The 20949-nt window shown below is 67.3% G+C and carries 20 protein-coding genes; 19 read left to right on the top strand and 1 reads right to left on the bottom strand.

Annotation, left to right across the window (positions count from 1 at the left end; genetic code table 11):
- Positions 1-58 precede the first annotated feature (58 nt).
- From ED208_RS13230 to ED208_RS13215, 4 genes are all read left to right on the top strand, one after another.
- Positions 59-1474, top strand: coding sequence for a hypothetical protein (locus ED208_RS13230; protein WP_123212392.1), 1416 nt, complete (start codon positions 59-61; stop codon positions 1472-1474).
- A 67-nt stretch (positions 1475-1541) separates the two neighbouring features.
- On the top strand, positions 1542-2177 hold the full coding sequence (locus ED208_RS13225; RefSeq protein WP_123212391.1) for a peroxiredoxin: 636 nt from the start codon (positions 1542-1544) through the stop codon (positions 2175-2177).
- A gap of 125 nt (positions 2178-2302) precedes the next feature.
- Positions 2303-3352 carry a Glu/Leu/Phe/Val dehydrogenase dimerization domain-containing protein gene (locus tag ED208_RS13220; protein ID WP_123212390.1) on the top strand — a complete coding sequence of 350 codons (1050 nt, stop codon included), beginning with the start codon at positions 2303-2305 and terminating at the stop codon, positions 3350-3352.
- Positions 3349-3822: a CinA family protein gene (locus ED208_RS13215; RefSeq protein ID WP_123212389.1), complete on the top strand. Its 474-nt coding sequence runs from the start codon at positions 3349-3351 to the stop codon at positions 3820-3822. Before ED208_RS13220 ends, ED208_RS13215 begins: the two co-directional genes overlap by 4 nt.
- 30 nt (positions 3823-3852) lie before the next feature.
- Here the strand turns inward: ED208_RS13215 and ED208_RS13210 are convergent, their stop codons facing one another.
- Positions 3853-4356: a hypothetical protein gene (locus ED208_RS13210; RefSeq protein ID WP_123212388.1), complete on the bottom strand. Its 504-nt coding sequence runs from the start codon at positions 4354-4356 to the stop codon at positions 3853-3855.
- 120 nt (positions 4357-4476) lie between these two features.
- On the opposite strand from ED208_RS13210, the gene ED208_RS13205 reads away from it, so the two are divergent.
- The 15 genes from ED208_RS13205 to atpD all read left to right on the top strand — a co-directional run bounded on the left by ED208_RS13205 (position 4477) and on the right by atpD (position 20936).
- The gene (locus ED208_RS13205; RefSeq protein ID WP_123212387.1) at positions 4477-9327 is read left to right on the top strand and encodes an NAD-glutamate dehydrogenase; all 4851 of its coding nucleotides are present in this window, start codon (positions 4477-4479) and stop codon (positions 9325-9327) included.
- 89 nt (positions 9328-9416) lie between these two features.
- Entirely contained in the window at positions 9417-10229 is an 813-nt protein-coding gene (locus ED208_RS13200) for a MipA/OmpV family protein (protein ID WP_123212466.1), read from the top strand.
- A 78-nt stretch (positions 10230-10307) separates the two neighbouring features.
- Complete coding sequence (locus ED208_RS13195) at positions 10308-11012, top strand: Bax inhibitor-1/YccA family protein (RefSeq protein ID WP_123212386.1); 705 nt, start codon at positions 10308-10310, stop codon at positions 11010-11012.
- Between the two features lie 106 nt (positions 11013-11118).
- Positions 11119-11796: a 16S rRNA (guanine(527)-N(7))-methyltransferase RsmG gene (gene rsmG, locus ED208_RS13190; RefSeq protein ID WP_123212385.1), complete on the top strand. Its 678-nt coding sequence runs from the start codon at positions 11119-11121 to the stop codon at positions 11794-11796.
- Positions 11793-12581 (top strand): ParA family protein, encoded by a 789-nt coding sequence (locus tag ED208_RS13185; protein ID WP_123212384.1) that lies wholly within the window; start codon positions 11793-11795, stop codon positions 12579-12581. The genes rsmG and ED208_RS13185 overlap by 4 nt, the downstream gene beginning before the upstream one ends.
- A 62-nt stretch (positions 12582-12643) precedes the next feature.
- On the top strand, positions 12644-13504 hold the full coding sequence (locus ED208_RS13180) for a ParB/RepB/Spo0J family partition protein (protein ID WP_123212383.1): 861 nt from the start codon (positions 12644-12646) through the stop codon (positions 13502-13504).
- 21 nt (positions 13505-13525) lie between these two features.
- Positions 13526-14305: an SDR family NAD(P)-dependent oxidoreductase gene (locus ED208_RS13175; RefSeq protein WP_123212382.1), complete on the top strand. Its 780-nt coding sequence runs from the start codon at positions 13526-13528 to the stop codon at positions 14303-14305.
- 156 nt (positions 14306-14461) lie between these two features.
- Positions 14462-14818 (top strand): ATP synthase subunit I, encoded by a 357-nt coding sequence (locus ED208_RS13170; RefSeq protein WP_123212381.1) that lies wholly within the window; start codon positions 14462-14464, stop codon positions 14816-14818.
- Entirely contained in the window at positions 14808-15617 is an 810-nt protein-coding gene (gene atpB, locus ED208_RS13165; protein ID WP_123212380.1) for a F0F1 ATP synthase subunit A, read from the top strand. The genes ED208_RS13170 and atpB overlap by 11 nt, the downstream gene beginning before the upstream one ends.
- A gap of 82 nt (positions 15618-15699) precedes the next feature.
- Positions 15700-15963: a F0F1 ATP synthase subunit C gene (gene atpE, locus ED208_RS13160; RefSeq protein ID WP_123212379.1), complete on the top strand. Its 264-nt coding sequence runs from the start codon at positions 15700-15702 to the stop codon at positions 15961-15963.
- A 27-nt stretch (positions 15964-15990) separates the two neighbouring features.
- Positions 15991-16464 carry a F0F1 ATP synthase subunit B gene (locus ED208_RS13155; protein WP_123212378.1) on the top strand — a complete coding sequence of 158 codons (474 nt, stop codon included), beginning with the start codon at positions 15991-15993 and terminating at the stop codon, positions 16462-16464.
- A gap of 15 nt (positions 16465-16479) precedes the next feature.
- Entirely contained in the window at positions 16480-17019 is a 540-nt protein-coding gene (locus ED208_RS13150) for a F0F1 ATP synthase subunit delta (RefSeq protein WP_123212377.1), read from the top strand.
- A gap of 49 nt (positions 17020-17068) precedes the next feature.
- Entirely contained in the window at positions 17069-18607 is a 1539-nt protein-coding gene (atpA, locus tag ED208_RS13145) for a F0F1 ATP synthase subunit alpha (RefSeq protein ID WP_123212376.1), read from the top strand.
- A 22-nt stretch (positions 18608-18629) separates the two neighbouring features.
- Complete coding sequence (atpG, locus tag ED208_RS13140; RefSeq protein ID WP_123212375.1) at positions 18630-19490, top strand: F0F1 ATP synthase subunit gamma; 861 nt, start codon at positions 18630-18632, stop codon at positions 19488-19490.
- Between the two features lie 48 nt (positions 19491-19538).
- Entirely contained in the window at positions 19539-20936 is a 1398-nt protein-coding gene (gene atpD, locus ED208_RS13135; protein WP_123212374.1) for a F0F1 ATP synthase subunit beta, read from the top strand.
- Positions 20937-20949: the final 13 nt, after the last annotated feature.

Below are 20949 nucleotides of genomic sequence, written 5' to 3'. Positions count from 1 at the left end.
GGTTCAGTCCTTCAGTCTGCACTCCATAAAGCCGTGATCGACGGCCGGGGAGGCCGACATGAACATCCGCAACCACCGCAGCCACTGGGCCCTGGGTCTGCTGCTGGCGACGCTGGCACTGAGCGCGCGCGCCGAGACCTATGCCCTGGACTGGGATCAGGCGCTGGCCAAGGCCGCCGCCGAGCCGGAGCGCTATGCCATCGCCCGGCCGGTGAGCATCGACGCCGCCCGCGACGGCCGCTGGAGCCGCGACGGCGAGCAGGCGGTCTGGACCATGGAACTGTCGGTGCCCGGGGCCCTGAGCCTCGCCTTCCACGCCAGCCAGCTGCAACTGCCGGCCCAGGCCAGCCTGAGCGTCGGTGCGCAGCGGCTGACCGCCGCCGAGGCTGGCGACGGCGACTACTGGAGCCGGCCGCAAACCGGCGACCAGCTGCGCTTGGAGGCGCGCATGCCGCTGCTGGCCGCCGCCGGCTACACCCTGCGCATCGACCAGTTGCAGGCCGGCTTCCGCGATCCCCAGGCGCCCGCACCGGCGGCGCTCAGCGCCAAGGCGGGCAGCGTCTGCGCCATCAATTTCAGCTGTTCGGCGCGCAACCAGGCGCTGGATTGGGGGCAGTCGGTGGTGGCGATCACGGTGCTCAACGCCATCGGCTGCACCGCCACCCTGGTCAACAACAGCCAGCAGGACGGCCGTCCCTATCTGCTCACCGCCAGCCACTGCCGGCAGCTCAACGGCGTGCGCGGCGATCCGCAGGCGGCGGCGGCCTCGGTGCAGGTGTACTGGAACGCGGTCAGCCCCTGCGGCAGCGATCTGGCGGCGGCCAGCAGCGCGGCGCAGGAGACCAGCAGCGGCGCCTACCACCGCGCCGAGTCCAGCGATGTCTGGCTGCTGGAACTCAAGAACCCGCCGCCTGCCGGCGCCAAGCCCTACTGGGCCGGCATTGACGCCAGCGACCAGCCGGCCAGCGGCGAGCTGACCGGCATCCACCACGGCGGCCGGCTGGCGCGGCAGATCGTCTGGGGCTCCAGTCCGCCAACGCTCACCATCCTCGGCCTGTCGATCGGCGATCTGCCGGTGTGGAAGATGCTCTCGGAACTCGGCGCGGCGGCGGCCGGCTCCTCCGGCTCGGCGCTGTTCGTGGGCGACGGCAAGGTGGTGGGCGTGCTCAGCGCCTCCAGCAACTGCGACGCCTATCCGCTGCCCAGCCTCTACTACTCGCGCCTAGCTCCGGCCTGGACCGGCGACGGCAGCAACGGTGGCTCGCTGCGTCCCTGGCTGGACCCTGCCAACCTCGGGCGCCAGATCCCCGCCAAGAGCGGCACCGGCGGTAGCGCCAGCGGCGGTTCCGGTGGCTCCACGGTCGCCGATGCGCCGGGCAGCGGTCAGGGCGGCGGCGGGGCGCCGGGGGCGCTGCTGCTGCTGCCGATGCTGCTCGCGGGCGGGTTCCGTTATGGTCGAAAAACTCTGAGCTAATCCCTTGTTTCGGCGGGGGCGCGGGCGCAACCTGCCTGCCCCTGAAGCTGCACACAAGGAGCAAGCCATGACACTGCGACTGGGCGATCTCGCCCCCGACTTCACTGCCGAAACCACCGAGGGCACCATCCAGTTCCACGACTGGGCCCAGGGAAGCTGGGTGGTGTTCTTCAGCCACCCGCGCGACTACACGCCGGTGTGCACCACCGAACTCGGCTACACCGCCAAGCTCAAGGGCGAATTCGCCAAGCGCAACGTCAAGGCCATCGCCCTGTCGGTGGACCCGCTCGCCGACCACCACGGCTGGAGCAAGGACATCGAGGAGACCCAGGGCACGGCGGTGAACTTCCCGATCATCGCCGACCCGGATCGCAGCATCTCGACGCTCTACGACCTGATCCACCCGAACGCCTCCGACACCTTCACGGTGCGCAGCGTGTTCGTGATCGACCCCAACAAGAAGATCCGCCTGACGCTCACCTATCCCGCCTCCACCGGCCGCAACTTCGAGGAGATCCTGCGGGTGATCGACAGCCTGCAACTCACCGATCAGCACAAGCTGGCGACGCCGGTGAACTGGAAGCCGGGCGACGACGCGATCATCGTCCCCAGCGTCAAGGACGAAGACGCCAAGAAGCTGTTCCCGCAGGGCTACAAGACCATCAAGCCCTACCTGCGCACCGTGGCGGTTCCCAAAGGCTGAGCGTCAGCGGCCGCCACGCCTTTCGGCGTGGCGGCAGGGGCGGGCAACCGGTCCATGCAGAGAGCCGGGAGTCGTCGGGCGCAGGCGCGTAAAATGGCCGGCAATCCCGATTTCCCAGGCTCCCCATGTCCGTTTTTTCCCACCCCGAGTACGACGATCACGAACACGTCGCCTTCCATCAGGACCCGGCCACCGGCCTGAAGGCCATCATCGCGGTGCATTCCACCCGGCTGGGTCCCGGCCTCGGTGGCTGCCGCATGTGGCCCTACGCCAGCGACGCCGAGGCGCTCACCGACGTGCTGCGGCTGTCGCGCGGCATGACCTACAAGGCGGCGCTCGCCGGACTGCCGCAGGGCGGCGGCAAGAGCGTGATCCTCGGGGACCCGCGCAAGCACAAGACGCCGGAGCTGATGCGTGCGATGGGCCGCTTCGTCAACAAGCTCGGCGGCGCCTACATCGCCGCCGAGGATTCCGGTACCAGCGTCGCCGATGTCCGGCTGATGGCCGAGGAGACCGCCCATGTCGGTGGCCTCGCCGATGCGCAGGCGCAGGCCGCCGGCCGCAGCGGCGATCCCTCGCCGGCGACCGCCTACGGCACTTTCGTGGGCCTGAAGGCGGCGGTGAAGTTCCAGCTCGGTCGCACGGACCTCAAGGGACTCAAGGTCGCCATCCAGGGCGTCGGCAATGTCGGCTACCGGCTGGCCAAGTACCTGCACGAAGCCGGTGCGCAGCTCTGGGTGACCGACATCCATCACCCGGCGGTGCAGCGCTGCGTGCAGGAGTTCGGCGCCACGGCGGTGAGCATGGAGCGCATCTTCGGACTCGAGGTGGATGTCTTCGCGCCCTGCGCGCTCGGCGCCATCCTCAACGACCTGACCATCCCCGAGCTGAAGGCGACGGTGGTCGCCGGGGCGGCCAACAACCAGCTGCTGCGCGCCGGTCACGGTGAGGAACTGATGCAACGCGGCATCCTCTACGCGCCGGACTATGCGATCAACGCCGGCGGCATCATCGAAATCTTCCACGAGACCCACGGCTACGACGAGGCTCAGGCCAAGGCGCACCTGGATCGTATCGGCGACACGCTCACCGCGATCTTCCAGCGCGCGCGCGACGAGCATCGGCCCACCGGCGCCATCGCCGACCGCATGGCCGAGGAGATTTTCCGCCAGTGAGCGGCACCGGTCTGGTTGAACAGATCGCCGCGCGTCTGCTGGTGCGTGGTGAATGGCTGGCGACCGCCGAGTCCTGCACCGGCGGGCTGATCGCCAAGCGCTGCACCGATCTCGCCGGTAGCTCGGCCTGGTTCGAGCGCGGTCTGGTGAGCTACAGCAACCGTGCCAAGCAGGAGCTGCTGGGCGTGCCGTTGTCGGTGCTCGACGCCCATGGGGCGGTCAGCCGCGAGACGGTGCTGGCGATGGCCAGCGGCTTGCTGAGCAAGGCGCCGGTGCAGCGGGCCATCGCGGTGTCCGGCATCGCCGGGCCGGGCGGCGGCAGTGTCGGCAAGCCGGTGGGCCTGGTCTGGATCGCCTGGGCCAGCGCCAGTGGCGCCGAAGCCCGCGAATTCAACTTCCCTGGCGACCGCGAGGCGGTGCGCGAACAGGCCGCCGAGGCAGCCTTGGTCGGACTGCTGGAACGCCTTTAGACCGGCAGGTGGGCCCGCGCGGCCTTGAGCTCAGTTGATGCGCGGTTTGGCGCCGGACAGCGCACGGCCGATGGCGCGCAGCATCGGCCAGAGCAGCACCGGGATCAGGAACAGCGTCACCGATACCACCTTGGGGCCGTCGCCCAGCACCGCCCAGGAGCGGCAGGGCAGTTCGAAGTCCAGCTTCGGTAGCTGGCTGCTGACGCCGGCGGCGCAGAAGTCGTTGGTCTGCGACAGCTGCTCGCCGGTGACCAGCACGCAATCCAGGCAGCTGTCGCGGTACTCCGGCGGTGCCAGTTCCGGGTAGATGGCCCGTGCCCGGCCATCGGCATTGACGTGGTAGAAGACGCCCTCGGTATCGCGCATCACCATGCCCGCGCCGGGGATGCGCGACAGGTCGTTGATGCGGAATTTCATGCTCTCCGACAGCCGGTCGCCCAGTACCAGCGAGGCGAAACCCCAAACCAGTACGCACAGCCAGTAGATGCGCCGGGGACTCAGGCGGCTCGGCGGTGTGCTGCGGCGTTCGGTCATGAGCGTGGGGGTTGCCGAGGAGGTTATGGCGATTATAGCCAGCGGGAATGGCGCGCCCGGAGGCGCTGGCATACTGGCCCTATCGACAAGAATGCCCACCACGGGCACCTGGAGTGAGACATGACCAGCAACACCGACGGTCGGACCCCGACCTCCGAGCCCAGGCCGCAGGCCGGCCCTGCCTGGACCGAGGCACTGGAGTCCCTGGCCGCCACCGATGGCGCCGCCGCGCCACCGCTGAGCTTCCTGCGCCGCTACTTCGACACCGCCTCCGGCGACGCCCTGCGCGCCCGCACGCCCGAGGCCTTGTACGCGCTCGCCAGCAGCCACTGGCGGCTGGCCGCGCAGCGCGCGCCGGGCGAGATCGACGTCCGGGTACAGCCGCCCGGCGAGGGTCGCGGCCTGGCCTGGGTGCAGACGGTGATCGAGGACATGCCGTTTCTGGTCGACAGCGTGATGCTCTGCGTGCGCGAGGCCGGCGGCGTCATCGACTGGGCGGTGCATCCCATCCTGTATCTGGTGCGCGACGCCGATGGGCGGCTGGACGTTCCCGCTTCGCTGGCGGCGCACCAGGGCCCGGCGGAATCCTTGATACACATCGAGTTCGAGCCGCTGGCCGACGCGGCCGCCTATGCCCAGCTCGAAGACCGCCTGCGCACCACCCTGGCCGAGGTTCGCACGGCGGTCGCCGACTACCCGGCGATGCGCGAGCGGCTGGCGCGCTTGCAGACCGAGCTGAGCCAGCCGCCGGCGGCCGCCAGCGCTGCCGAGTTCGAGGAGGCGCGTGCCTTTCTCGACTGGCTGGACGAGCGCCATTTCACCTTCCTGGGCGTTGCCGAGAGCCGCAGCGAGGCCGGGCCCGACGGCCGCCCCAGTCTGCGCACCCTGCACGAGGCCGGCCTCGGCCTGCTGCGCGCAGGCGCCCGGCTGGCGACCTCCGACGAGCTGATCGCGCCGCAGGAAGAACTCGACAAATACGCCGGTTCGGCGCGCCTGCTGGTGATCACCAAGGCCAATGTCCGCTCCAGCGTGCACCACGCCGAATATCTCGACGTGATCTCGGTGAAGCGCTTCGCCGCCGACGGCAGCGTTGCCGGCACCGTGCGCCTGATCGGCCTGTTCACCAGCGATGCCTATGCCGCCCGGCCCAGCGAGATTCCGGTGGTGCGCCACAAGGTGGCCGAGGTGATGGCGCGCGCGCAGCTGCCGCCCGACTCGCACTCGGCCAAGAACCTGCGCGAGATCCTCCAGGCCTGGCCGCGCGACGAGCTGTTCCAGAGCGGCGAGGACGAGCTGTTCGCGGCGGCGATGAGCGTGCGGGCGCTGCGCGACCGTCATCAGCTGCGCTTCCTGATGCGCCGAGACCGCTACGGCCGCTTCTATTCCTGCCTGGTGTTCGTGCCGCGTGAACGCTATGCGCGCGAGTTGCGCGAGCAGCTGGCGCGCGAGCTGCTGGGCCTGTTCGGTGGCTACGCGGTGGAGCGCAATGTCGACTTCCTGCGTGGCGGCTTCACCCGCCTGCACTTCATCGTCCGCACCCCGCCAGGCACCCGCAGCGGCTACAGCGCCGACGAGATCGAGGCACGGCTGGTGGCGGTGACCCGCTCCTGGCGCGACCAGTTGCGCGAAGCCCTGCTGCTGGCTGGCGATGCCGATGGCCGACTCGGCGCCCGCTTCCTCGATGCCTGGCCGCTGTCCGCGCAGGAGGCGACCACTCCGCAGGAGGCCGCCGCCGACATCGCTCAGCTGGCCGCACTGAGCGCCGAGCAGCCGCTGGCAGTGCGCTTGCTGCTCGATGCGCACCAGCAGGTGGCGGGCCTGAAGCTCTACCGCGAGGGTGGCCCGGTAGCGCTGTCGGACGCGCTGCCGGTGCTGGAGAACTTCGGTCTGCGGGTGGTCAACCAGGACCCCCTGGAGCTGCGGCCGGCGACCGGCGACAGCCTCTGGGTGCAGAGCTTCATATTGCAGGCGCAGGTCAGTGGCGACCTCACTCCGGAGGCTTTGCGCCGCCTGTTCGAGCAGGCCTTTCTCGCCACCTGGCGCGGCGAGGCCGAGAACGACGGCCTCAACCGGCTGGTGCTGGCCGCCGGCCTGTCGGCGCGGCAGGTCACCGCACTGCGCACGCTCGCCACCTATCTGGTGCAGACCGCGCTGCCCTATGGCCCGGTCTACATCCAGAGCACGCTGGCGGCGCATCCGGTGATCTGCGCGCAGATCGTGCGCCTGTTCGAGGCGCGCTTCGATCCGCAACTGAGCGAGAGCCAGCGCCGCGACCGGCAGCTGGAGATCGGCCAGTCGCTCGACGATGCGCTCGACAAGGTCGCCAGCCTCGATGCCGACCGCATCCTGCGTGCGGCGGTCAATGTGGTGCGCGCTGGCCTGCGCAGCAACTACTTCCAGACCCTGCCGGACGGCGGCCACAAGCATTACGTCAGCCTCAAGCTCGACCCGGCCAAGGTGCCGGACCTGCCGCTACCCAGGCCGATGTTCGAGATCTGGGTCTACGCGCCGGAGGTCGAGGGTGTGCACCTGCGCGGCGGCAAGGTGGCGCGTGGCGGCCTGCGCTGGTCCGACCGCCGCCAGGATTTCCGCACTGAGGTGCTGGGCCTGATGAAGGCGCAGATGGTGAAGAACACGGTGATCGTCCCGGTCGGCGCCAAGGGCGGCTTCGTGCTGAAAACCGGCAATCCCGCAGACCGGGAGAGCTGGGCGAAGCTGGGTGTGGAGGGCTACAGGACCTTCCTGCGCGGCCTGCTCGACATCACCGACAACCGCCAGGGTGCCAAGGTGATTGCGCCCAAGGATGTGGTGCGCTACGACGAGGACGATCCCTACCTGGTGGTCGCCGCCGACAAGGGCACGGCCACCTTCAGCGACATCGCCAACGGCATCTCCGCCGACTACGGCCACTGGCTGGGTGATGCCTTTGCCTCCGGCGGCTCGGTGGGCTACGACCACAAGAAGATGGGCATCACCGCCAAGGGCGCCTGGGAGAGCGTCAAGCGCCACTTCCGCGAAATCCAATGGACGGACGACACCGGCGTGGTCCGCGCGGGCAAGGACATCCAGAGCGAAGCCTTCACGGTGGTCGGCATCGGCGACATGTCCGGCGACGTGTTCGGCAACGGCATGCTGCTGTCGCCGCACATTCATCTGCTCGCCGCGTTCGACCACCGCCATATCTTTCTGGACCCGCAGCCGGACGCCAGCGCCAGCTTTGCCGAGCGCGCACGGCTGTTCGCGCTGCCGCGTTCGTCCTGGGACGATTACGACAAGACGCTGATCTCCAAGGGCGGCGGCGTGTATCCGCGCAGTGCCAAGTCCATCGAGCTGTCGGAGGAAGTGCGCCGGGTGCTGGCCATCGAGGCGCGGCGGCTGACGCCGAATGAGCTGATGAACGCCGTCCTCAAGGCGCCGGTTGACCTGCTCTGGAACGGCGGTATCGGCACCTATGTGAAGGCCTCGATGCAGGCGCACCCGGAGGTGGGCGACCGTGCCAACGACGGCCTGCGCGTCAACGGCCGCGAGCTGCGCTGCAAGGTGGTGGGCGAGGGCGGCAATCTCGGCTTCACCCAGCCGGGTCGCATCGAGGCAGCGCTGAACGGGGTCAGGCTCAACACCGACGCCATCGACAACGCCGGCGGCGTGCACAGCTCCGACCGCGAGGTCAACATCAAGATCCCGCTCAACCAGCTGATGGCCGAGGGCAAGCTCGACCGCGCCAGCCGCGATCCCTTGCTGATGTCGATGACCGAGGATCTGGCCCGGGCGGTGCTGCGCGACAACACCGTGCAATCGGGCGCGGTCTCGCTGCTGGAGGCACAGTCGGCGGCGCGCCTGGACGAGCATCGCGAGCTGATCCGCACGCTGGAACGCGAGGGCCTGCTCAACCGGGCGGTGGAGTTCCTGCCCGACGACGAGGCGCTCAAGGAGCGCCAGCGCCAGGGCCTGGGCCTGACCCGGCCGGAGCTGTCGGTGCTGCTCGCCTACGCCAAGATGTCGCTGTACACCGCGACGCTGGCCAGCGAGATGCCGGACGATCCCTTCTTCGTCCGCGACCTTCTGGCCTACTTCCCGCCGGCCCTGGTCGAGCGCCACGGCGAGGCGCTGCGCAAGCACCAGCTGCGCCGCGAGATCATCGCCACCATCCTCAGCAATGCGGTGGCCAACCGCATGGGGGTGAGCTTCGCGCACCGGCTGGCCGACGATCACGGCCACGCCCGTGGCGAGGTGCTCAAGGCCTATGCCATCGCCCACGAGATCTACGAGGCGGATGGGTACTGGAACGCCATCGAGGCGCTCGACAACCGGGTGCCAGCGGCTTTGCAGACCCGCCTGATGGGCCTGACCAGCGGTCTGCTCAAGCACGCCACCGCCTGGCTGGTGATGGCCGGCTATGCGCGGCGACCGGTGCTGCAGGCGGTGGACCGGTTCAGCGCCGCCATCGGCGAGATCGAAAGCCTGCTGCCGGAAGCGCTGCCACCGGCGTATCGCGAAGACTGGCAGCGCACCCTGAGCCAGTTGCAGGCGGAGGGTGTGCCGGAAGCGCTGGCGCTGCGTCTGGCTGCCACCCGGGTGCTGGGCAATGCCCCGGACATCACCGAACTGGCGCTGGACGCCAATGTCACCCTGCGGGAAGCCGCCGCCGCCTACTTCGCGGTCGGCGAGCGCTTCCGCCTGCTCAGTCTCTACGCCGCCATCAACGGCCTGCAGGTGCGCGGCAAATGGCATGCGCTGGCGCGCAGCAATCTGCGGGACGACCTCTACCGCATCCACCGCTTGCTGGCCGGTCGGGTGCTGCGGATGGCCGGTAAGAGCGCCGACGAGCGTCTGGAGCAATGGGTAGAGCGGCACCGGGAGAGGATCGGTTTCGCGGAAACCCGGATCGCCGAACTGCGTGCCGCCGGCGTCAACGACTTCGAGGGCCTGGTGGTGGCGGTGCGGGAGTTGCGGCGTCTGAGGAGCCTGTAGCCATCTTCAGTGGGGCTTCAGGCGCGGCGCCCAGCCTGAAGCCCCGATGAGTGACCAAGAATCACAGCGATGACCGCCAGGAGAATCCGATGCGCCCAGCACGCTTGTTGATCCTGCTTGGCCTGGGGCTGTCGGCGCCGGTGCGGGCCGACCTGCCGATCGCCGAGTGGCAGTACTCGGCCGGGCAGGTGCTGCAAGGCTATTTCCAGCAACCGGTGCCGGAATGGCAGGGCCTGGTCAGCGCCGGCCCGGCGCTGCTGCCGAGCTACGAGGGCAGCAGCGCCTACCGCGCGCTGCCCGGCCTCACCCTGGAAATGCGCTACCGCGACCTGGCCTTCGCCTCCACCGCCGAGGGCCTGGGTGTGAATCTGCTGCGCGGCCGACGCTATCGCGCGGGTCTGGCGGCAGGCTTCGATCTGGGGCGTGACGAGGACGACGATCCCCGCTTACGCGGCCTGGGCGATCTCGATCCCGCCGCCGAACTGAAGTTGTTCGGCGAATACGTGCTGTTCCCGGTGGTGCTGCGTGCCGACCTGCGCCGCAATCTCGGCTCCGGCGGCGGCTGGAGCGCTGACCTGGCCGCCTACCTGCCGGTGGTCGGCAGCGAGCGCTACTTCGTGTTCCTGGGGCCATCGGTGAGCTTCTCCGACGGCGCGGCCATGGCGCGCAGCTTCGGGATCAGTCCGCAGCAGGCGGCGCGTTCGGCGCTGCCGGCCTTCGAGGCGGCGGGTGGCCTGCGCAGTGCCGGCCTCGGGGTCAGCGCCACCTGGTTCTTCCGTGAGAACTGGTTCCTGAATGGCACCGGCGGTCTGCAAACCCTGCTCGGGAGCGCCGCCGACAGCCCGCTGAGCCGCTCCGATCAGCAGTACAGCCTGAGCCTGATGCTGGGGTATCGCTGGTGATCCGACGGCGGCGGAACTTGAGCAAGTCCGCCGTGGTCGTTAAGGTGCCTCTCACCAATCCATTGACGGAAATTCGACATGGCTTTTGAACCCTCCCCGGTCCGCGTCGGCGGTTACGCCGCCAATCAGGGCTCGCTGCTGGCCACCCACAAGGTCCTGCGCAACACCTACCTGCTGCTGTCGATGACGCTGCTGTTCAGCGCCGCCATGGCCGGCGTGTCGATGGCCGTGCAGGCGCCCTACGGACTCAGCCTGGTCGCCTCGCTGTTGTCGATGGGCCTGATCTGGTTCGTGCTGCCGCGCACCGCCAACACCGAAAAGGGCATCTACGTGGTGTTCGCGGTCACCGGCCTGCTCGGTTTCGGCCTGGGCCCGGTGCTCAACATGTACCTCAAGGCCCTGCCCAACGGCGGCCAGCTGATCATGACCGCGCTCGGCGGCACCGGCCTGATCTTCGCTGCGCTGTCCGGCTACGTGCTGACCACCAAGAAGGATTTCTCCTTCATGGGCGGTTTCCTGATGACCGGCGTGATGGTGCTGCTGCTGTGCAGCCTGGGCGCGCTGGTGGCCAGCTTCTTCGGGGTTGCCGTCAGCGGCGTGTTCCTGGCGCTGTCGGCGGTGTCGATGCTCTTGTTCTCGGGTCTGCTGCTGTACGACACCAGCCGCATCATCAACGGCGGTGAGACCAACTACATCATGGCCACCGTCGCTCTCTATCTGGACATCTACAACATCTTCACCAGCCTGTTGCACCTGCTGGGCTTTGCCAGCAACGACGACTGAGTCGGCGGGTGTTCGTGGCAAGAAGCCCCGCCCCCGGCGGGGCTTTTTCTTGCTCGCGAGCCGCCGTCCCGGCTTGGCGGCGCCCGGCCCCTATAATCCCGCTCCCATGGCCCAGCCCCACATCCAGCCCCCGCCGCTGCAGCGCCTCACCGACGGGATCGCCCGGCTCGGCCTGAGCCTGCCGCCGGATGCCCCCGCGCGCCTGCTGGCCTACCAGGCCGAGCTGCAGAAGTGGAACCTGGCCTACAACCTCACGGCGGTGCGTGACCCGGAGGAGATGCTGGTCCGGCATCTGCTGGATTCGCTGTCGCTGCTGCCATTGCTGGATGCGCTGTGCGCCGCGCGCCCGGACGGGGCTCCGCGCATCCTCGATGTCGGCGCCGGTGCCGGCCTGCCCTGCATCCCGCTGGCCATCGCCCGCCCGGACTGGGCGCTGACCGGCCTGGACAGCAATGGCAAGAAGGCGCGCTTCATGCGCCATGTCCAGCGCAGCCTGGGGCTGGACAACTTCTCGGTGATCGAGGGGCGCGTCGAGGCGGTGCCGACGGGCGAGGGCTACGACTTCATCACCAGCCGCGCGTTCGCCAGCCTGGAGGACTTCTTCCAGCTGACCGCCGGCCTGCTGGCCGACGATGGCATCTGGCTTGCGATGAAAGGCAAACTAGAAGCCGGCGAACTGGCAGCGGTGCCGGCTGGCGTCGCCATTCTTGAAACACGCCCCTTGCGCGTGCCCGGCCTCCACGAAGAGCGACACGCGGTGATCGCGAAACCGAAGAAGAAATGACTCGAATTATTGCGGTTGCTAATCAGAAGGGCGGGGTGGGCAAGACCACCACCTCGGTCAATCTCGCCGCCAGCCTGGCGGCCGCCAAGCGGCGGGTGCTGCTGGTCGATCTCGACTCCCAGGGCAATGCCACGATGGGCGTCGGCATCGACAAGAACAATATCGAGCTGACCGCCCGTGACGTGCTGCTCGACGCGGCGAAGCCGGCCGAGGCGATCCAGCATCTGCCGGCGCTCAATCTCTGGGTGCTGCCGGCCAATCTCGACATGACCGAGGCGGAGATCAAGCTGCGCGAGCAGCCGGTGGGCGATTTCGCGCTCAAGGGCGCGCTTGCCGAGATCGCCGACCAGTACGACTACATCCTGCTCGACTGCCCGCCGGCCCTGTCCAAGCTCACCGTCAATGCCCTGGTGGCGGCCGACGGCGTGCTGATTCCCATGCAGTGCGAGTACTACGCGCTGGAGGGCCTGGCGGCGCTGACCGATACGGTGGGCAAGATCCGCAAGGTGATCAATCCCAAGCTCGATATCGACGGCCTGCTGCGCACCATGTTCGACCCGCGCAACAACCTCGCCAACGACGTTTCGGCGCAGCTCACCCAGCACTACGGCGACAAGGTCTACCGGACGGTGATCCCGCGCAATGTGCGGCTGGCGGAAGCGCCCAGCCATGGACTGCCGATCATCGCCTACGACCCGCAGTCGGCCGGCGCCAAGGCGTATCTGGCCTTGGCGGGCGAAGTGCTGCGCCGCCACGACGGCGGCCAGCTACGGCTGCCGGCCTAGAAAAGTCTTCAAAGCGGCCGCGCGGCATACTGGCGGCCTTCGCAACCGGGAAATTGCAACCGATGTCGGTCAAGAAACGCGGATTGGGTCGCGGTCTCGATGCCCTGCTGGGCACCATGAACACCGCCGGGGTGGCGGTCGCGCCGGAGCAGCTCGAGGGCGAGGCCCTGCGCGAACTGCCGCTGCACCAGCTCACGCCCGGCAAGCACCAGCCGCGCCGGTACTTCGACGAGGCGGCCTTGTCCGAACTCACCGAGTCGATCCGCGCCCAGGGCGTGGTACAGCCCATCGTGGTGCGTCCCTTGGGGGCTGATCGCTACGAGATCGTCGCCGGTGAACGTCGCTGGCGGGCGGCGCAGCGCGCCGGCCTGAGCCTGATCCCGGTGGTGGTGCGGGCATTGGACGAGCGCGCGGCGATGGCCATCGCCCTGGTCGAGAACATCCAGCGTGCCGACCTCAACGCTCTGGAAGAGGCCGAGGCTCTGCACCGGCTGATCCAGGAATGCGGCCTGACCCACGAGGCCTGCGCCGAGGCGGTGGGCAAGTCGCGCACCGCAGTCAGCAATCTGCTGCGGCTGATGGAGCTGGAGCCGGAGGTGCAGGCGCTGCTGCGGGCCGGCAATCTCAGTTTCGGGCACGCCAAGGTGCTGCTGGCCTTGTCCGGCAGCCGCCAGGCGCAGCTCGCCAAGCAGGTGGTGGAGAAGCAGTTGTCGGTGCGCCAGACCGAGGCGCTGGTGCACGAAGAGCCCAGGCCTGCCGCCGCCCGCAAGGCGACGCCGGCCGCCCTGCCGCTGGAGGCCGAGCTGGCCCGGAAATGGGGCTCGGGCGTGAAGTTGCAGCAGAGCGCGAAGGGGCGCGGCAAACTCACCATCGCCTTCAAGACGGCGGCCGAGCTGGAACGTCTGCTCGCTGTCCTGCGCTAACTGCATTCACTGGAAGTCGCCATGACTCAGACCGCGCTCATCACCGGTGCCTCGTCCGGCATCGGTGCCGCTTTCGCCCGTGCCCTGGCGCGCCGTGGCGACCATCTCATCCTGGTTGCCCGCTCCAAGGACAAGCTGGAGGCCCTGGCCGCCAGCCTGCGTGCCGAGCAGGGGGCGACGGTGAGCGTGATCCCGGCCGATCTTGGTCTGCCGGAATGCGGTCGGCGTCTGGCCGCCGAAGTGGCGGGGCAGGGCCTGAGCGTGGATCTGCTCATCAACAATGCCGGCTTCGGAGCGGCTGGCGCCTTCGCCACGCAGGACCCGGTGCGTGACGCCGAGATGATCCAGCTCAACGTCGCGGCGGTGGTCGATCTTGCCCACGCCTTTCTGCCCGGGATGCTGGAGCGCGGGCACGGTGGCATTGTCAACGTCGCCTCGGTGGCCGGCTTCCAGCCGATGCCGCAGATGGCGATCTATGCCGCCACCAAGGCCTTCGTGCTGTCGTTCAGCGAGGCGCTGTGGGTGGAAACGCGCGGTCGCGGCGTGCAGGTGACCGCGCTCTGCCCGGGCCCGGTCGATACTCCGTTCTTCGAGGCCACCGGTTCGCCGCAGTTGCGCAAGGCGGTGCCCAAGGGCTTGATGATGGCGGCGGAAACCGTCGCCGCCCAGGCTCTGGCGGCGCTGGCTGCCGGGCGCCCCGTGGTGGTGCCTGGAGGGGCCAACAAGCTGCTCAGCGCGGTTCCGCGCCTGTTGCCGCGCCGCTGGGTGGCCCTGGCTTCGGGCCTGGTGATGAATCGCTGATTCCCTGAGGTATCGGGCCGAAAGCCTTTGTCAACAGCGGCTTGCCGACAAAATTTCAGTCTTCACCGAAAGTTTACGTTGCTGGCAGGCGGGCGAACCCGCTATACTTTTTCGGCTTTATGCAGTGCACCAAGATGTGCCGCGCAGGACGCTGAAATGAAAACGGCTACGCACATCGCTCTGTATCAGCTGGCAATCGCTCTGCTCTTCGCCCTGGTTTGGGGCGTCGGCAAGAATGTCGAGTCGGGCCTCGCGGCCTTGGCGGGTGGCGGCATCAGTGCGCTACTGACGTTCTACGCGGGCATCGTCAATTTCGGACGCGTCTCGGACGATCCGAAACAGCGGGTGATGAACTTCTATCGGGCCGAAGCCCGCAAGTGGGCACTTGCGGTGGTGTTGTTCGGATTCTCGGCGAAGTTCATGGCAGAAAATTTCGCGCCGTTGATCGTTACGTTTTCGGCGACTTTGACGGTTTACTGGTTCGCATTGCTCTGGAAAGACGATGGCAGGTAGCTCTCCGGCGGAATACGTCACGCACCATTTGAAGCACTGGGCCTCGTCCGAGGATGCCGGCTTCATCACGATGGATGCCTGGCACATCGATACGTTGATCTTTTCCACCGTGCTGGGTCTGATCTTCCTGACCCTGTTCCGTATCGCGGCGGTGCGCGCCACCTCCGGCGTGCCGGGCAAACTGCAAAACTTCGTCGAGATCATGGTCGACTTCGTCGACAACTCGGTGAAAGACAGTTTCGACGGCGCCCGCACCTTCATCGGCCCGCTGGCGCTCACCATCTTCTGCTGGGTGTTCCTCTGGAACTGCATGGACCTGCTGCCGGTGGACCTGATCCCGCACATCTGGGCGCAGATCTACGGTGCCCTCGGCCATGATCCCGCCCACGCCTACATCCGCGTGGTGCCTTCCGCCGACATGAGCGCCACCTTCGCGTTGTCGCTGTCGGTGTTCATCCTGATCTTCGTCTACAGCTTCAAGGGCAAGGGCGTTGGTGGCTTCACCAAGGAATTCCTGTTCCACCCCTTCGGCCCCAAGCTGCTGCCGTTCAACATCATCCTCAACACCGTCGAGTACCTGGCCAAGCCGCTGTCGCTGGCGCTGCGACTGTTCGGCAACCTCTACGCCGGCGAGCTGATCTTCATCCTGATCGCACTGCTGCCCTGGTGGGCGCAGATCATCCCCGGCCTGGGCTGGGCGATCTTCCACATCCTGGTCGTGACCCTGCAGGCCTTCATCATGATGACGTTGACCATCGTCTATCTGAGCATGGCCCACGCCCACGAAGAGCATCACTGATTTAGCCGTACCGCTGTCCTTGCTACACCCCATTCGTCACTAGCTGTTTTCAACCCCAACCCAAGACGCACCGGAGCTACAAATGGAATTCGTCGCCGCCATCCAGGCCAACACCGCGCTGACCATCGGCATCATCTTCGGCCTCGCCGCCCTCGGTACCGCCATCGGCTTCGGCCTGCTCGGCGGCAAGTTCCTGGAAGGCGCCGCCCGCCAGCCGGAACTCGCCAACCAGTTGCAGACCAAGATGTTCATCATCGCCGGCCTGCTGGACGCCGTGTCCATCATCGGCGTGGCCATGGGTCTGCTGATGATGTTCGCGAACCCGCTGCTGTCGGTCGTCAAGTAAGCCTCTTAGCCTCCCGGAGCCCACGCCATGCAGGCGAGCATTCCGTCCATTGTCGGCCAGATGATCGTGTTCGCGATCTTCGTCTGGTTCACGATGAAGTTCGTTTGGCCGCCGATCACCAAGGCGATGGAAGAACGCCGCGCCAAGATCGCCGACGGCCTTGCCGCCGCCGAGAAGGGCGCGCAGGCCCTCAAGGCCGCGTCTTCCAAGGCTGACGACGAGCTGAAGGCCGCGCGGACCCAGGCTCAGGACATCCTGAGCACGGCGAACAAGCAGGCCACGCAGCTGATCGAGCAGGCCAAGGCTGCGGCCACCGCCGAAGCGGACCGCATCAAGGCCAACGCCGCCGCCGATGTCGAGCGTCAGGTGAGTCAGGCCAAGGAAGCGCTGCGCAAGCAGGTCGGCGAACTGGCCGTGCTCGGTGCCGCCAAGATCCTCAAGCGCGAGATCGACACCAAGGCTCACGCCGAAGTGCTCGGCGACCTCGCCGCCCGCGTTTAAGGACAGGCTAGAGCCATGGCTGAACTCAGCACGCTGGCCCGCCCCTACGCCAAGGCCGTGTTCGAGATGGCGCGCGACGGCAATGCCTTCGCCGCCTGGTCCCGGCAGCTTTCGGCCCTGGCCGAGGCGGTCGCCCAGCCGCAGGTCGCGGCGGTGCTCGGGCACCCGGCGCTGACCCGCGCCGCGCTGGCCGATCTGGTGTCCGCTGTCGCCGGCAGCGCGCTCGACGCCCAGGGCGTTGCCCTGGTCCGCTTGCTCGCCGACAACGGCAAGTTGGCGGCGTTGCCGGAACTGCGCTTGCAGTTCGAGCAACTGCGTGCCGAGTGCGAAAGCCGTGCTGCGGTGGCCATCACCACGGCGGTGCCAGTGGCCGAGGCCCAGCAGCAGGTGCTGGCGCAGGCGGTTGCCAAGCGCCTGCAGCGTGCGGTCGAGATCACCTGGGACACCGATGAGTCGCTGATCGCTGGCGCCTTGATCCGCGCTGGCGATCTGGTCATCGACGGTTCCGCCCGCGGCGAGCTTGAGCGTCTGTCCACCCAGTTGTCGCGCCCCTGACTAATTCCTGTCTGATCCGTCGTGTTGTCTTGTTGACGAGAAGAATCCCATGCAACTGAACCCCTCCGAAATCAGCGACCTCATCAAGGCCCGCATCCAGAATTACGATGCGAATGCCGAGGCCCGCAACACCGGCACGATCGTCTCGCTGCAGGACGGCATCGTGCGCGTGCACGGCCTGTCCGACGCCATGCAGGGCGAAATGCTGGAGTTCCCCGGCAACACCTTCGGCCTCGCGCTGAACCTCGAGCGTGACTCGGTGGGCGCGGTGATCCTGGGTGACTACAAGCACCTCGCCGAAGGCGATACCGTCAAGACCACCGGCCGCATTCTCGAAGTGCCGGTCGGCAAGGCGCTGGTCGGCCGCGTCGTCGACGCGCTCGGCCGTCCCATCGACGGCAAGGGTCCGATCAACGCCACCGAAACCTCGCCGATCGAGAAGGTCGCGCCGGGCGTGATCTGGCGCAAGTCGGTGGATCAGCCGGTGCAGACCGGCCTGAAGTCGGTGGACTCGATGATCCCGGTCGGCCGTGGCCAGCGCGAGCTGATCATCGGTGACCGCCAGACCGGCAAGACCGCCGTCGCCATCGACGCGATCATCAACCAGAAGGGCACTGGCGTTTACTGCGTCTACGTCGCCATCGGCCAGAAGGCCAGCTCCATCGCCAACGTCGTGCGCAAGCTCGAAGAGTACGGCGCCATGGAGCACACCATCGTGGTCGCCGCCTCGGCTTCGGAAGCCGCCGCGCTGCAGTTCATCGCGCCGTACTCCGGCTGCTCGATGGGCGAGTACTTCCGCGACAACGGCATGGACGCGCTGATCGTCTATGACGATCTGTCCAAGCAGGCTGTGGCCTACCGCCAGGTGTCGCTGCTGCTGAAGCGTCCTCCGGGCCGCGAAGCCTATCCCGGCGACGTGTTCTATCTCCACAGCCGTCTGCTGGAGCGCGCCGCGCGCGTCAACGCCGAGTACGTCGAGAAGTACACCAACGGCGCGGTCAAGGGGAAGACCGGCTCGCTCACCGCGCTGCCGATCATCGAAACCCAGGGCGGTGACGTTTCTGCCTTCGTGCCGACCAACGTGATCTCGATCACCGACGGCCAGATCTTCCTGGAAACCGACCTGTTCAACGCCGGTATGCGTCCCGCGATCAACGCCGGTATCTCGGTGTCGCGCGTCGGCGGTGCCGCCCAGACCAAGATCATCAAGAAGCTCGGTGGTGGTGTCCGTCTGGCGCTGGCGCAGTACCGCGAGCTCGCGGCCTTCGCCCAGTTCGCCTCCGACCTCGACGAAGCCACCCGCAAGCAGCTCGAGCGCGGCACCCGCGTGATGGAGCTGATGAAGCAGAAGCAGTACTCGCCGCTGTCGGTGGCGGAAATGGGCTTCTCGCTGTACGCGGCCGAAAAGGGTTTCCTCGACGACGTTCCGGTCGCCAAGATCGGTGCCTTCGAGTCCGGCCTGCATCAGTACGTCGCCGCCAACCACAAGGCGCTGCTCGACAAGATCAACGAGAAGGGCGACTTCAACGACGAGATCGAAGCCGGCGTCAAGGCCGCGATCACCGCCTTCAAGAAGACCTTCGCCTAAGGCCTACCAGGACTAAGACCCCGTGGCCGGCTTAAAAGAAATCCGCACCAAGATCAAAAGCGTCAAGAGCACGCAGAAGATCACGCGGGCGATGGAGAAGGTGGCGACCAGCAAGATGCGCAAGGCGCAGAACCGCATGGACGCCGCTCGCCCCTACGCCGAAAAGCTGCGTCGCACCATCGGTCACCTGGCTCTCGCCAACACGGACTACAAGCATCCGTTCATGGTCGAGCGCCCGGTGAAGAAGGTCGCGATCCTGGTGGTGTCCACCGACCGTGGCCTTTGCGGTGGTCTCAACATCAACCTGTTCCGCTCGGTCGTCCGCGCCACCAAGGAGTGGAAGGACAAGGGCGCGGCGGTCAGCTACGCGGTGGTCGGCGCCAAGGGCATTGCTTTCTTCAAGCGTGTCGGTGGCGAAGTGCTGGCGGAAACCAGCAAGCTCGGCGAGACGCCGCACCTCGCGCAGCTGGTCGGCACCATCAAGGTGCTGCTCGACGCCTATCAGGCCGGTGAGGTGGATCGCGTGATCCTCGCCACCAACCTGTTCGTCAACACGATGAGCCAGAAGCCGACGCTGACCCAGTTGCTGCCGCTGGAAGCGAACAAGAGCGACGGTCTGCTGGATAGCTGGGACTACATCTACGAGCCCAGCGCCGAAGGCCTGATGGAATACGTGCTGACCCGTTACGTCGAGTCGCAGGTGTACCAGGGCGTGATCGAGAACTGCGCTTCCGAACAGGCCTCGCGCATGGTGGCCATGAAGGCGGCCACCGACAACGCTGGCAAGATCATCAACAGCCTGCAGTTGGCCTACAACAAGGCGCGGCAGGCCGCGATCACCAAGGAAATCTCGGAGATCGTCGGCGGCGCGGCGGCGGTTTAACAATTTTTACATACGGGGCCAAAGGCCCCGATTGAAAGTGAGAAAGACATGAGCACCGGCAAAATCGTCCAAATCATCGGCTCGGTCGTCGACGTGGAGTTCCCGCGCGAATCGATTCCGAAAATCTATGACGCGCTCACCATCGACGGTGTCGCGCTGGTGCTGGAAGTGCAGCAGCAGCTGGGCGACGGTGTGGTCCGCACCATCGCCATGGGCGCCTCCGAAGGCCTGAAGCGCGGCACCGCCGTCAAGAACACCGGCGCGCCGCTGTCGGTGCCGGTCGGCAAGGGCACCCTGGGTCGCATCATGAACGTGCTCGGCGAGCCGATCGACGAGGCCGGCCCGGTGAAGTCCGAAGTGCAGTGGCCGATCCACCGCGAGGCCCCGAGCTACGAAGATCAGTCCGGCTCCACCGAGCTCTTGGAAACCGGCATCAAGGTTATCGACCTGCTCTGCCCGTTCGCCAAGGGCGGCAAGGTCGGCCTGTTCGGTGGTGCCGGCGTCGGCAAGACCGTCAACATGCTCGAACTGATCAACAACATCGCCAAGGAGCACTCCGGTCTGTCGGTGTTCGCCGGCGTCGGTGAGCGTACCCGCGAAGGCAACGACTTCTACCACGAAATGGCCGATTCCAAGGTCATCGACCTGGAGAACCTGCCGGAGTCGAAGGTGGCTCTGGTGTACGGCCAGATGAACGAGCCGCCGGGCAACCGTCTGCGCGTCGCGCTGACCGGCCTGACCATGGCCGAGTACTTCCGTGACGAAGGCCGCGACGTGCTGTTCTTCGTCGATAACATCTACCGCTACACCCTCGCCGGCACCGAGGTGTCCGCGCTGCTCGGCCGTATGCCGTCGGCGGTGGGCTACCAGCCGACCCTGGCCGAGGAAATGGGCGTGCTGCAGGAGCGCATCACCTCCACCAAGAAGGGCTCGATCACCTCCGTGCAGGCCGTCTACGTGCCTGCCGACGACCTCACCGACCCCTCGCCGGCCACCACCTTCGCGCACTTGGACGCCACCGTCGTGCTCTCGCGCGACATCGCCTCGCTGGGTATCTACCCGGCCGTGGACCCGCTGGATTCCACCAGCCGCCAGCTCGATCCCAACGTGATCGGCAGCGAGCACTACCAGACCGCCCGTGACGTGCAGGGCGTGCTGCAGCGCTACAAGGAGCTGAAGGACATCATCGCCATCCTCGGTATGGACGAGCTGTCGGAAGAGGACAAGAAGGTCGTCTACCGCGCCCGTAAGATCCAGCGCTTCCTGTCGCAGCCCTTCCACGTTGCCGAAGTGTTCACCGGCTCGCCCGGCAAGTACGTTTCGCTCAAGGAAACCATCCGTGGCTTCCGTGGCATCGTCGCCGGCGAGTACGACCACCTGCCCGAGCAGGCCTTCTACATGGTCGGCTCCATCGACGAAGCCGTCGAAAAAGCCAAGAAGATCTGAGGTCTCAGCCGCA

The sequence above is a fragment of the Stagnimonas aquatica genome (assembly GCF_003730135.1).
Lineage (GTDB): Bacteria > Pseudomonadota > Gammaproteobacteria > Nevskiales > Nevskiaceae > Stagnimonas > Stagnimonas aquatica.
Note: the sequence above shows the minus strand (reverse complement) of the source record. Positions and strands in the feature narration are given on the sequence as shown.